Annotated in this window: 9 protein-coding genes; 6 read left to right on the forward strand and 3 right to left on the reverse strand. The window is 67.1% G+C overall.

Annotation, left to right across the window (positions count from 1 at the left end):
• Window positions 1–30: 30 nt before the first annotated feature.
• Complete coding sequence (locus ACI7YT_RS03880) at window positions 31–2,367, reverse strand: glycosyltransferase (protein WP_406249175.1); 2,337 nt, start codon at window positions 2,365–2,367, stop codon at window positions 31–33.
• A gap of 52 nt (window positions 2,368–2,419) precedes the next feature.
• On the opposite strand from ACI7YT_RS03880, the gene ACI7YT_RS03885 reads away from it, so the two are divergent.
• The 5 genes from ACI7YT_RS03885 to ACI7YT_RS03905 are packed head-to-tail and all read left to right on the forward strand — an operon-like array spanning window position 2,420 to window position 8,499.
• The gene (locus ACI7YT_RS03885) at window positions 2,420–3,586 is read left to right on the forward strand and encodes a nucleotide sugar dehydrogenase (protein ID WP_406249176.1); all 1,167 of its coding nucleotides are present in this window, start codon (window positions 2,420–2,422) and stop codon (window positions 3,584–3,586) included.
• Window positions 3,587–3,634: 48 nt separating this feature from the next.
• Entirely contained in the window at window positions 3,635–4,546 is a 912-nt protein-coding gene (locus tag ACI7YT_RS03890) for an ABC transporter permease (RefSeq protein ID WP_406249177.1), read from the forward strand.
• On the forward strand, window positions 4,539–6,320 hold the full coding sequence (locus tag ACI7YT_RS03895) for an ABC transporter ATP-binding protein (RefSeq protein ID WP_406249178.1): 1,782 nt from the start codon (window positions 4,539–4,541) through the stop codon (window positions 6,318–6,320). The genes ACI7YT_RS03890 and ACI7YT_RS03895 overlap by 8 nt, the downstream gene beginning before the upstream one ends.
• Before the next feature lie 2 nt (window positions 6,321–6,322).
• Window positions 6,323–7,426, forward strand: coding sequence for a hypothetical protein (locus ACI7YT_RS03900; RefSeq protein ID WP_406249179.1), 1,104 nt, complete (start codon window positions 6,323–6,325; stop codon window positions 7,424–7,426).
• Window positions 7,423–8,499: a glycosyltransferase gene (locus tag ACI7YT_RS03905; RefSeq protein WP_406249180.1), complete on the forward strand. Its 1,077-nt coding sequence runs from the start codon at window positions 7,423–7,425 to the stop codon at window positions 8,497–8,499. The genes ACI7YT_RS03900 and ACI7YT_RS03905 overlap by 4 nt, the downstream gene beginning before the upstream one ends.
• A gap of 5 nt (window positions 8,500–8,504) precedes the next feature.
• Here the strand turns inward: ACI7YT_RS03905 and ACI7YT_RS03910 are convergent, their stop codons facing one another.
• Complete coding sequence (locus ACI7YT_RS03910) at window positions 8,505–9,473, reverse strand: glycosyltransferase family 4 protein (RefSeq protein WP_406249181.1); 969 nt, start codon at window positions 9,471–9,473, stop codon at window positions 8,505–8,507.
• A complete protein-coding gene (locus tag ACI7YT_RS03915; RefSeq protein ID WP_406249182.1) occupies window positions 9,470–10,579 on the reverse strand; it encodes a glycosyltransferase in 1,110 nt (369 codons plus the stop codon). The genes ACI7YT_RS03910 and ACI7YT_RS03915 overlap by 4 nt, the downstream gene beginning before the upstream one ends.
• A gap of 136 nt (window positions 10,580–10,715) precedes the next feature.
• On the opposite strand from ACI7YT_RS03915, the gene ACI7YT_RS03920 reads away from it, so the two are divergent.
• On the forward strand, window positions 10,716–12,866 hold the full coding sequence (locus ACI7YT_RS03920) for a hypothetical protein (protein WP_406249183.1): 2,151 nt from the start codon (window positions 10,716–10,718) through the stop codon (window positions 12,864–12,866).
• Window positions 12,867–12,869 lie beyond the last annotated feature (3 nt).

A 12,869-nucleotide genomic window follows, 5' to 3' on the forward strand; every position in this document is an offset into this window, starting at 1 on the left:
GCAATTCGTTTCTGTGTGAGGCTGAAGGGCCTATCGGGCGCGCAGCCAGCCCTTTGCCCGATGTGCCAAGGGGCGCAGCCCGGGTAGCTTCTGGAGTGCCTGCCTGCCGAGCGGTGCAGCCCAACTCCACAGGCGGATGCCCAACTCCGCCGGCGCAGCGGACGGTCGGGCCGAAGAGCCGGAGTGGGAACGGGCGGCGTAAAAGGAGAACAGTCCCAATAGGATCCGTGCATCGTCCATCGTGGGGGATGGTGAGAGTTCGTGCGCTGGCGTGCCGTTCAGGACGTCGACATACAGGCGCGTGTAGTCACGATCGAGCACCCTTCTGGCGTTCGCGATCGAGGCCGAGGAGAGCTCAAGATATGTCTCTCGCGTGCCGGTCGAGCGGACGATCTGGCGCGCCAAGCCGCTCGCGTCACCCTGGGGGACTGACACGATGCCGTCATTGTCCTGAACAAGAGTGAGCCACGGCAGCTCATACATGAAAACAGGGAGACCACGCGCCTGAGCCTCAGCGATCGTCAACTGGTAGCCCTCGATCAGGCTTGTCGTCACGAACGCATCCGCTGCATCGATCTCGGCCTCGAGTCGAGCACCGCGCAGAGGGCCGATCGCGACGACGGCATCGGCGACGCCGCGTTGTCGTGCTCGGGCGTTGAACTTCCGCGCAGTGACATCATCCCAGTCGGGGCCGATCACGGTGATCGAGAACGACGCGCCCTGTGCGCGCAACTGGGCGCCGACTTCGATCAGCTCGTAGACCTGTTTCGTCCGCTGCTCCAGCCGGCCCCACCACACCAGCCGGATCTTCTCGCCCGGCGCTTGCTTCTCGGGCGCGTGCGACAGGCTGTCGAGTAATAGAGGCGACGGGGGATTCGGCGCGAACGAGACGTGCTCGATTCCGCGAAGCCGGAAATAGGCGGCGTCGAGCGGGGAGAGAACGGTGATGTGCGCGAGCGTTTTGCTGCACGCCTCGATCAGCTCGAGACGATCCGTGCCGTCGAGCACGGGGCGCGCGACGAAGTTGTGAATCCAACCGATGGTCAACGCGCCCTCTGCACGTGCGGCGAGGGCGAATTCCGGCCAGTACTGGGTGTACAAGACCTGGTGATCGATGACCACGTCGATGTCGTGATCTCGGCAGATCGACCGCCACTCCGCGAGTCTGCCGAGCAGATCGCGAGAGGTGAGCTCGACCAAGTCGACTCCCGCCGGAACCGCGTGAGGTTCACTCCCCGCACTCCGCGCGACGACCGTCACGTGATAGCCGGCGTCGGTGAGGTACCGGGCCTGCGATGTCAGGACGGCCGAAACGCCGCCGGTGCGAAGATTCGACGTCGCGAGCAGAACGTTCCGTACAGGCCGCGTGCCCAGCAACGGACGCGGCATGTGGAACTTCAGTGTCTTCAGCGTCACGGGATAGAAGCGTGCCGCTGCGCGGATGATGTCCTCTGCGGGAGCGAGCGACATGAGATGGGCCAGCGCCATGTCGAGCACATCCGCGTCGCTGCGTTCGACGAGTTGGAAGCAGACATAACCGATGATCGACGACCGCGTTGACTCGTATGATGCCCTGAGCAATTCGGCCTCAGTATGCGCGGTCGCGAGGTCGTCGACAGCACCGCGAATGCTGTCGATCGACCGGATCGCTGACGCGTAGAACTCGGCCCGTTCAATCGAGTCCACACGGTGACCGCTGCCGCCGCGCCCGAAATGGTAACGGTAGAGCTTGTCGCCCATGGAGACGTAGCTCATAGCCAGCCCGGCGACGAGGAACATCAACGGAAGATCGTTGATGCGCGGCAACTCGAGGTCCTCGGGCAGCATCGCGTAGGCCGAACGCAGAATGCTCGTGCGAAAGAGATACCGCCAGAGCTGCCCCTGCGCCGGCTTGTCGATCGGGAACAGGCCGCGCAGTACGTCATCACCGCGCAACTCGTCGTGGATTGGCTGCAGACGCCGCTCGTAGGCATTGCCCGTTCGGCCGTCGCCTTCCACGATGGTCACGCCGAAACCGACGAGATCAGCGTCGGCGGATGTGGCGAGACCGAGCGCCGTCTGCGCTGCGCTCGGTACGAGTTCGTCGTCACCGTCCAGGAAGAGGAGGTGCTCGGCGCGTGCGGCGAGCACGCCCGTGCGTCGGGCCTGGAACGCGGAGGCGTTCTTCTCGTGGCGGATGAGGCGGACGCGGTCGTCTCGCGCAACGAAGCGCTCGATGACTGCGTCGGTACCGTCGGTGGATGCATCGTCGACGCAAATGATCTCCACGTCGTCGAGAGTCTGCGCGAGTGCGCTCTCCAGTGCGAGGGCGATCGTCGTCACGTCGTCGAAAACCGGCATCACGATCGATACAAGCGGCGCAGTCATCGCTCTGACTTTACTCGCTCGGGCAGGTCCGACCCGCCAGTAGGCTTGGCGTATGAAGATCGCCATCGCCGGGACCGGATACGTCGGCCTGTCCAATGCCGTCATCCTCGCCCAGCACCACGAGGTGTTCGCCGTCGACATCGACCCAGCGAAGGTCGAACTGCTCAGCCGCCGGGTCTCGCCGATTGCCGATGTCGAGCTCGAGGATTACCTCGCCACACGCGAGCTGGATCTCACGCCGACGCTCGACGTCGAGGAGGCCTACCGTGATGCGGAATTCGTCGTCGTCGCGACGCCGACGAACTACGACGAGGTCACCAACTACTTCGACACGTCATCGGTCGAAGGCGTCATCGAGACCGTTCTCGCGGTGAATCCGGACGCAGCGATCGTGGTCAAGTCCACGGTTCCGGTGGGTTTCACCGCGCGAATGAATGCGGAGTACCCGCGGGCGTCGATCATCTTCTCGCCGGAGTTCCTGCGTGAGGGGCGGGCGCTGCACGACAACCTCTACCCGTCGCGCATCGTCGTGGGCGATCGCGGTCCGATCGGGCAACGTTTCGCTGACCTGCTCCTCGAAGGCGCGATTGCCACAGAGGTCCCCGTGCTGCTCACCGATGCGACGGAGGCAGAGGCGATCAAGCTGTTCGCCAACACCTATCTGGCGCTGCGCGTGGCGTACTTCAACGAACTCGACACGTACGCGGCGGTGCACGGGCTCGACACGAAGCAGATCATCGAGGGAGTGGGCCTGGATCCGCGCATCGGGTCGCACTACAACAATCCATCCTTCGGGTATGGCGGCTACTGCCTGCCGAAGGACACCAAACAATTGTTGGCGAACTACTCCGAAGTACCGCAGAATCTCATCGCGGCGATCGTCGACGCCAACAGGACACGCAAGGACTTCGTCGCAGCTGACATTCTGGCGCGCGAACCCAAGACGGTCGGCGTATACCGCCTGGTCATGAAGTCCGGGTCGGACAACTTCCGTGCCTCATCGATTCAGGGAATCATGAAGCGCATCAAGGCGAAGGGCGTCGAGGTGGTCGTGTACGAGCCCTCGCTCGATGAGGACGAGTTCTTTCACTCTGAGGTCGTCCGCAACCTCGACGAGTTCAAGACCCGCGCCGACGTCATCATCGCGAACCGCTCGACCGATGCGCTCGACGACGTCGCGGACAAGATCTACACCCGCGACATCTACGGTCGCGACTGATCACGTCCGCGGAAGGTGGGTCGGGGCGGTGGGGTATTATCTTCCGATATGCCCGCCACCGTGCGGGCGTATCGTGTGTCAGGGCAGAGAGATAGAGGATTCCCAATGGGAGCGATGGCTGTGCCTCCCGTGACCGCGGGTCTGACAGAGCTGGGGACACGCCCTCCGCTCGGTGCCTACCTCGCCGAGACATGGCGAATGCGGGCGTTCGCGTTGCGACTGGCCGGTAGTCGGATGATTGCCAGCCTTTTGCCGAACCGGCTCGGTGTGCTCTGGATCGTCCTCAAACCGCTGTCGTTGGCGATCATCTACGGCACGATCTTCCACTTCATTCTGTCGGGCGCCGCTCGACCTGCGAACTTCGTGCAGTACCTCATCGTCGGCGTCTTCGTCTTCGAGTTCTTCACCGGGTGCTTTGGTAGCGGATCGAAGTCGATCACGAGCAACGCGAAGCTCGTGCAGAGCTTCGGTTTCCCCCGCATCCTGCTGCCGATCTCGGTTGTTGCTGAGCAAGCGATGCGGATGATCCCGGTCGTGCTGTTGCTGGGCATCCTCTTGCTCATCTTCGGTGAGCCGATCACGTGGTCGTGGCTCCTGATCTTCCCGATCTTCGCGGTCATGGGTGTATTCAATCTCGGTCTTGCTCTTGTCGTCGCCCGGATTTCCGTACGTACGCGGGACATCCAGCAGTTGATTCCGATCATCAACCGCGTGCTCTTCTACGCCAGCGGTATCTTCTTCAACATCGACGGTGCGCTCGCCGACTATCCGACTCTGCTGACGATTGCGCACCTCGTCCCGACGTACGAGTTCATCTCCCTCGCACGAGACGTCTTGCTGGATGGGTTTTCGGCGCCTTTGCTTGCGTGGATCGCGGCTCCGATCTGGGCGCTGGTGATGATCGTCGGCGGGGTCATCTTCTTCTGGCGCGCAGAGGCGAGGTACGGCCTCAGTGAGTGAACTCCTCCTTCCCAGTGCGACGCAAGCCCTCGCTGATGGTGCCCGCCGCCCGATGATCGTCGCCGACAACGTGCACGTGAATTATCGCGTGTACGCGTCGGGAAAGCGGGTGAACGCGAATGAGTCGTCGTTCAGTCTGCGCGCTATCCGAGGCGGTCGCGATCTGCAGACCATCCCCGCGCTGCGCGGCGTGAGCTTCACGGCGAGTGAAGGCGAGTCGATCGGCGTCGTCGGGCACAACGGTTCTGGCAAGTCGACGCTCTTCAAAGCCATGACGGGGCTCATTCCCCCTTCTGAGGGGCACATTCTCGCTCGTGATCGTCCAGTGCTTCTCGGCGTGAACGCGGCTCTGGTGCCGGAGCTCTCGGGCGAGAACAACATTCGGCTCGGTCTCTTGGCCATGGGATTCAGCCCTGAGGAAGCGGCGGCCCAGGTCGATGAGATCGCCGAGTTCGCCGAGCTCAACGACTTCATCTATCACCCCATGCGTACGTACTCGTCCGGTATGGCAGCGCGACTACGGTTTGCAATTGCGTCGGCGAAGGCGCATTCGATCCTGCTCGTCGACGAGGCACTTGCGGTCGGTGATCGTCGTTTCCGCACGAAGAGCGAGAAGCGCATCAATGAACTGCGCGCAAGCGCGGGTCTCGTGATGATCGTCAGCCACTCGGCGGGATCGCTCAGGGAAACCTGTGAGCGCGTGCTCTGGGTGCACAAGGGCGAGCTGATCGCAGACGGTCCCAGCGGGGACGTCATCAAGGAATACCTCGCCTGGACCAAGAAGCCCGGGGCCGGCGCTGTCGGCGCTGCCGCCGCGGCAAAGCCTCAGACGAAGAACTCGCCCGTCTCCGACGAAATCGAGTCTCGGGTCGAGGTCGGCGAACAAGCGCCGATCGCCCCAGCGACGAGCGTGCTGCCGGCGACGGCACTGGCGTCCGCGACCACAGACGAGCCTCGCTCCCTCGCGCGTCGCGAGCGCCATCGTCGAATGGAACAGCGTCAGCGGAAGCGCAGCTTCCTGCTCATGGCGCTCACCGGCGTCGCAATTCTTCTCGCCGTCGCAGCCGGCGCGATCATCGGCACACTCGCGAGCGCTGGTGCCCCGGCCGACACCACACCCTCCCCACAGCCCACGCCCGAACAGACGTCGGCACCCGCCGCGGACCCGGTGATCACGAGTTTCACCGCCAACGCCACCACGGTCGCATGTGAGGCGGACGAAGGCGAAGTGCAGGTGCTGCTGAGCTGGGACATCGAGAACGCGGAGAGCGTCGCCGTCGCCTCGGGCGGTGCCCAGGTCGACGCGATCGACTTCCCGCTGGCCGCAGCGCTGCCGGACAACATCACCGACCGCGCTGTTCCCTTCGACTGCACGCAGGAAGCCGTCGTGTACACGGTCACCGCGGAGAACGAAGACGGCGTCAGGGTCAGCGCTCCCTATATGGTCACACGTGTGCTCCCGCCCGAGCCCGAGGAGCCTGAGGAGCCGAGGGGCGACGGGAACTCGGGCGACGAGGACACGCCTCCGCAGGACCCCGAACCTGCGCCTGGTGCCGACACGGGTGCTGATGCGGGTGCAGAGGCGGACGCAGGTGTTGATGCTGGTGCCGAGGCTGATGCCTCGGGTGCTGGTGCTGAGGCCGATGCGTCGGGCGCCGGGGCAGAAGCTGACGCCTCGGGTGCTGGTGCTGAGGCCGATGCGTCGGGCGCGGGCGCCGCCGCAACCGCTGACGCCACCGGTGAGCCGATACCTGATCCGACGGCCACACCCTGAACATGCGCCGCCGGAACTCCCTCTCGTCCAGAGCGCCGCGCGCCACCCGAACCTTCGTCTCTCTCACCGGCCCCGCGGGCAACATCGGTGATGCTCTCATCCGGCGAGAGACTCTCGCATGGTCGTCGGGCACGAGCGACGAACTCGTCGCCTACGTCGGCGACGCTCCCGATGTCTGGTTGACCCAGCTCGGTCTCCCGAACGACGCCATCGTTCTCCGCTCCAAGAAGTCCGTGCCGCGCTGGCTCTGGTTCATCCTCACCGCGCCGCGGCATCCTGTGCTCGTGTTCGAAGCGGGCGAGATCCCGCTCGACCGGGGCAACGGTCTCAGGGAACTGGTCTTCCTCGCCGAGACGATCATCGTCCGACTCAAGAGGGGCGTCGTCGTCCGCCCACCGCGCGGCATCCGCGCGCCGTCGCAGCCGGCCCTCAGCATCCATCGCCTGGCAGCCCGCCTATCGCAGGTGACGCTGTGGCGAGACGCGACCACACTCGCGACCGCGCGGACGGGACGCCTCGCGCCCGACATCGGATTCTCCGCAGGCGTCCGCCCCGGACGCGCCTGGAACGAGCGCACCGAACTGCTGGTGAGCCTGCGCGGCACGCGCCCCCTGCCGGACGCCGAATGGGTCCGCGCGGTGCGCGAGAGCGCGGAGCGCGCCGGCCTCAGCATCCGCACCGTCGTCCAGGTGAGAGAAGACGAAGACCGGGCCCGCGAACTCGCCGAGCTGCTCGGCGGCGAGTTCGAAGCGTGGGGCCAGACGGATCCGCTCGAGCAGGAGGAGCGCCTCCGTCAGCGCTACGACGCAGCGCGGCTCGTCATCAGCGACCGGATGCACGTGCTCGTGCTCGCGGCGCTCAGCGGTGCTGTACCCATCGAGCTCGTGCCGCAGCCGACGGGCAAGATCACGAAGGCCTTCGCGGCGATCGGACTCGACGGAGTCTCCTTCGACGCCACCACGACCGCTCCGGTGCGTCTGCGTGAAGTGCTCGATGCGACGCCGGAGCGCGCCGCCGAGGTCGCAGAGCGGGTGCGTGCCGCGGAGGCATCGCTCACCGGCATCCAGCAGCAGATCCGCGCCGGAATCCGCAGGACGCGCGCATGACCAGCGCGCGCATCCTCTTCCTCTCGCACAGCCACCCGTTCGGCCCGTTCCGCGTGGGCAGCCATCACTACGCCCGTGTGCTCGCCGAGCGCGGAGCCGATGTCGTGCACCTGAGCACTCCGATCTCGCTCGCCCACCGGGTGACCGGACGCGTCAGCCGGAAGGACCTCGCCGCCGTGCCGCGCGGCCCGCAGCGTGACGCGAGCGGCGTGCGGAACCTCGTCCCGCGCACGATCCTGCCAGCGCCCGTCGGAGCTCCGAAGGTGGCTCGGATGCTGGAACGCGCCGGCATCCCCACCGGATTCGACGTGGTGCTCATCGACCAGCCGCTGCTGTGGGACTCCTCTGTGCGGGCGCTCTCGGACACAGTGGTCTACCGCCCGACCGATCTGTACCCGGACGGGGTCAAGCATCGTCTGCAGCAGCAGATTCTGGATGCCGCCGACGGCGTGATCGCGACCTCCGACGAGGTGCTGCGGGGGCTGGGTGCACTGCGCGTACCTGCGCTGGTGCTGAGCAACGGGGCCGACGTCGCGCGCTTCTCGGCGCCGGTCGCCGACCAGACACGGGATGCGCGCTGCGTCTACGTCGGTGCCCTCGACGACCGGTTCGACTGGGAACGCATCGAAGCGTGGGCGCGTGCTTTCGCCGACGTCGATTTCGTGATCGCCGGCCCAGGGGGTCGCCCGCCGAGCCCGTTGCCGTCGAACGTCGACCCCGTCGGGCCGGTGCCCTACGAGGATGTCCCGGCGCTGCTGCACACAGCGAGGGTCGGGCTCCTGCCGCTCTCCGATCACCCGCTCAACGCCGGTCGCAGCCCGATGAAGCTGTACGAGTACCTCGCGGCCGGGTTGAGCGTCGTCGCGCGCGAGACACCGGGTATCCGTGGACGATCCGACCTGGGCATCGAGGTGTACACCGATGCCGACGACGCGGATGCCGCGCTCGAGCGTGCGCTGCGGCATCCATCGCCGAACGAGGCGGGGGAGTCGGCCGCAGCCGACGCATCGTGGGAGCGCAAGACGGACGCGCTCGAGGAGTTCGTGCGGGCGGTTCGAGGCCGGGCCGAGTAGTCGCGTCAGCCGAGCATCCGCGCGATCGTCTCCGAGACGACCGCGGCCGTGCGACCCCAGTCGTATCCCTCGGGCGGATCGACTCTCCGCTCGGCGGACACGGCTTCGGCAAGCACGCTCGACCACTCCTGCGCGTCGTGCGAAGACGAGACCGCCCACCCTCGTTCACCGACGATCTCCGCAACCGCCTCGCACCCCGCCCAGTACAACACCGGCGCCCCGCACCGGATCGACTCCAGAGCGGGCAGTCCGAACCCTTCCAGCGTCGACGGCATCACCGTCGCTGAAGCACCGCGGTAGAGCTCGGCGAGCCGCTCGTCGTCGACGCCGCTCACCCAGCGCACCCTGGCATCCACGCCGCGCTGCGTCGCGCGAGCGCTCAGCTCGGCGATCTCGCGCTCGGGGACGACGGCCACGAGGCGCACATCGCGTGCCGTGACCAGCGCGTCGAGCACCGTGTCGAGGTTCTTGTGCGCACGGCCGTTGCCGACGAACAGGACATACGGATCGGAGGCGTCCAGGGCATCAGGGCCGGGGCGGAAAGCCTCCGAGCATCCGTTTCCCGCGTTGACGATCTCCACCCTGTCGTCCTTCACCCACTCCCGCAGCGCCCGCGCGGAGGTCTCCGACACGGTGAGCACGACGCCGGCCCTGCGGACCACCGAGTGCACCGGCCCCGCGTAGTAGGCCGCGAACTTCCAGCGGGAAAGCCCCGGCGCCTGCAGCTGGATCAGGTCGTGCAGCGTGAGCAGCTGCCGCCTGGCACGCACGAGCGCTCCGTAGCCAGGCGAGTACACCACGGCATCCTCGGCGGACGCCGCACCAACCGGGCGGAACGCGTCGACCGGGCTGTGCGGCGAGCCGTCGAACCCGAGAGGCTCCCACGGCACGGTCAGTCGGGGGAGGACCTCCGCGGCGTACCGGCCGATGCCGTGCGCGCCGCGGTAGCGGTCGTCGACGAGAACGCGCGTCATGCGCCCGCTCCGTCGACGGATGCCGCGACCCAGGAGCGGATGCGGTCGGCGAAGACCTCTTCCGAGAACAGCATCCCCTGCGTCCGGCAGTCCTCGGCCGAGGCTCCGGATGCCGTCTCCACCGCACTGCGCAGCTCATCGCGCGACCAGTGCTCGACCAGCGCACCGGTGCGGCCGTGCACGATCGTCTCGGCCGTGCCGCCGAGCGCGTTGGCGATGACGGGGCGTCCTGCCGCCATCGCCTCCACCGGGACGATGCCGAAATCCTCCACCGCGGGGAAGACCAGAGCGAGGCAGCGCTGCAGCAGCGCGCGGTACAGCTCCTGACCGGGGGAGCGGACGAAATGGACCCGGCCGGGGGCGCGTTCCTCGGCGAAGGCGCGCAGGCGCTCCTCATCGGGGCCCGCGCCGGCCAGCACCACCGGCACATCGGCGGCGAGGCCGGCCTCGATCGCGAGGTCCAGCCTCTTATAGGGGATGAACCGCGAGAAGCCGAGAAGGAACGTATCGGGCAGTCCGTCCAGAGTCTCCTGGTCGCGCTCGTCCAGCTCCGGCGCACGGAGGAAGCCGACCACGTCGACCGGCGGGTGGATCACCGTGCTCTCGCGACGCCATGCGTCGGCGATGCGCTGCTGGACGAACACGCTGTTCGCGGCGATCGCGACCGGCTCCTGCGCTCGCCGTCGGTCGATCCGCTTCAGGGGAGCCGCGATCGCGCGCGCAGGAAGCGAATTGCCTCGGCCGTCCAGCTCTGGTGTCCAGATGTACCGGGCGGGGGTGTGCGCATAGACGAGCTTGGGTGCATGGCGTGCGGCGCCGCCGAAGCGGGCGTGGTGCGCGAAGAGGTGAGAGCTGGTGAGGATCCACTCGGCATCCACATCAGGAAGAGTCCGCCAGGCGAGGGGCATCAGCGGGAGTGCGGCGGCCTTGTGTCCGCGCAGCGGCGTGCGGGCGAGCCACGTCTCGCCGTTGACCGTGAACCGGCCGTCGCTGTCGTTCCAGAGGCAGTAGCGCGCGGCATCCGGGAAGATCCGCGTCAGCGACTCGAACACGTTCTCGGACCCGCCTCTCGGGGCGAGCCATTCGTGCACCAGCACGCCGCTCACGGCACAGGCCTTGCACGAAGAAGCATGCAACGAGTCTAGGGACGTTCGTCAGAGCACCCGACTCCGTGGTCTGTCAGCTTGATGCCGGTAGGTTTGACGTGACCACCCGGGGGGAAAGGACACGATGGCTCTGCGCTTGACGAAGAAGACCACGATCATCATCGCGAGCGCGGCGGCCGTGCTCCTGGCCGGCGGAAGCATCGCGACGGCCGCTGTGATCATGTCCCAGCAGCCGGAACCTCAGGCGACCGGGACGTCGGATCCGACGCCCGAGCCCGTTGTCACCACCCCGCCGCCCGAGCCGCTGGCCGAGGTGCCCGTCACGAACGTCGCACGCGCATCGATCGACGGCTGGACGCTCGCCGACCGTACCGTGGTCGCCGCGGTTCTTCCGGAGGTCGGCGACGCCGCCACCGGCGCCGTCTCGCTGCGGGTGGATGCTCCGGCCGACGACCCGGACATCATCGCCGCGTCCGCACCCGTCGCCCTCACCCCCGAGACCGAGTACACCCTCACTCTCTCCGCGCGAGTGCTCGCGGAGGAGAAGACCGAGACCGGCGTCCGCCTGGACGTCGCCGGCCAGAGCTTCGTACTTCCCGAGCTGGATGCCGAGTGGGAGACCGTCGAGTTCCCGTTCACCACTCCGGCCGATCAGGCGGCCGAGTCGTCGATCGACATCGCGCTCTCCGGTGCCGTGCGCGGCCTCGGAGTCGATGACGTCTCGATCACGGCGAGCACCGGGGACGAGTTCGTCCCCAACGGGTCGTTCGAGGCCGTGCAGACCCCGACGGGCATCGTCAACGATTCGCTCATCATGACCGACAAGACGGCTGTGCTGGCCGTCTCCCTGCCAGAAGGGCCCGTGCAGTGGAGTGCGGCCTCCACCTCCGGTGGCGACCCGATCACGGGCGAGGTCAGCGTCAGCGGAGCTCTGGCGGCACTGCCGCTGACCGGTGTGACGCAGGGGCACTACAGCGTTGCGATCAGCGATGCGTCCGGCCGGACGATCGAGACGAACGTCGCCGTGGTCGACACCGGCACCTTCCACCTGGCGCAGGACGCGCGCTTCGGAGTCTCCTCTCACGTCGAGAAGGAGCCCTTCGCCGGCACCGGAACCCTTGCCGCCGCTCTCGGCTTCGCCGAGGTGCGCAACGACATCTCCTGGGAGCGCAACGAGAAGACCCGCGGCCAGTACGACTGGGACGAGAACTACGTGCGCGAGTTCTCGCGCATGCATGCCAACGACGTGAAGCTGCTGGGCCTCGTCGTCTACGGCAACCGGCTCTACGGGACCCGGCGCGCGCCCTCCGGCGACGAGTCGATCCAGGCCTACGGCGCCTACGCGAAGGCCGTCGCCGACCGCTTCGACCTGGTCGGCCTCGAGGTACTCAACGAGTTCAACCACCGCGAGACCGATGTCCCCTGCGGGCAGGGGCCCGCGTGCTACATGCCGATCGCACAGTCCGCCTGGGACCACGTCAAGCCGGCGTACCCGGACCTCCCGATCGTCACGGGCTCGACCGCGCTGTACGACCGCGACTGGTTCGTCGGCTTCTGGCAGGCCGGCGGGATGCCGGTGACCGACGCGGCGAGCTACCACCCCTACGAGTCCTGGATCGATCGCAACGCCGATCTGATCGCAGGCACGGTGCAGCAGTCCTACGCCGACATGAAGGAAGTCACCGGCGAGACGCGGCCGGTGTGGGTCACCGAGATGGGCTTCCCCACGCACCATGACGGCGTCACCGCTCTCGAGCAGGGGCAGATGATGGTGCGCAACGAGACCCTGGCCTTCGCGAACGGCGTCGAGAAGTACTTCTGGTACGACCTCGTCAACGACACCCCCGATCCCGTGGCAGGAGAGGCGAACTTCGGCCTCTACGAGAACGGACCGCGCGCGAACGTCGTCGCGCTGGCACCGAAGCCCGGTGCCTTCGCGCAGGCCCTGATGATCGCGCAGCTCAACGGCAAGGATTTCGCGACCGAGGAGTCCGACGACACGAGCACGGTGGCGGTGTTCGGAACAGGCGCCGGCGAGACCCGCGTCGCGTGGGCGAAGGGCGCCGAGACGCAGCGCGCCTTCGCGTCGGATGTCCCGCTGGCGGTGACCGACATGTCGGGGCGCACCGAACTGGTCCAGCCGGTCGACGGCGAGGTCGCACTGACGCTCGGGGCGTCGCCCGTCTTCATCACGGCGCCGGTGGAGGCTGAGGCTGAGGCGGAGGAGCCCACCGAGAAGGCCACGGACAAGCCGACCGAGAAGCCGACGGAGAAGCCCGAGGACTGAGTC

Source organism: Microbacterium sp. M (assembly GCF_045181065.1).
Lineage (GTDB): Bacteria > Actinomycetota > Actinomycetes > Actinomycetales > Microbacteriaceae > Microbacterium.

Coding starts and splice junctions, on each gene's coding strand:
- ACI7YT_RS03880 (WP_406249175.1), bottom strand. CDS start 2,367: ATGACTGCGCCGCTTGTATCGATCGTGATGCCGGTTTTCGACGACGTG.
- ACI7YT_RS03890 (WP_406249177.1), top strand. CDS start 3,635: ATGCCCGCCACCGTGCGGGCGTATCGTGTGTCAGGGCAGAGAGATAGA.
- ACI7YT_RS03905 (WP_406249180.1), top strand. CDS start 7,423: ATGACCAGCGCGCGCATCCTCTTCCTCTCGCACAGCCACCCGTTCGGC.
- ACI7YT_RS03910 (WP_406249181.1), bottom strand. CDS start 9,473: ATGACGCGCGTTCTCGTCGACGACCGCTACCGCGGCGCGCACGGCATC.
- ACI7YT_RS03885 (WP_406249176.1), top strand. CDS start 2,420: ATGAAGATCGCCATCGCCGGGACCGGATACGTCGGCCTGTCCAATGCC.
- ACI7YT_RS03900 (WP_406249179.1), top strand. CDS start 6,323: ATGCGCCGCCGGAACTCCCTCTCGTCCAGAGCGCCGCGCGCCACCCGA.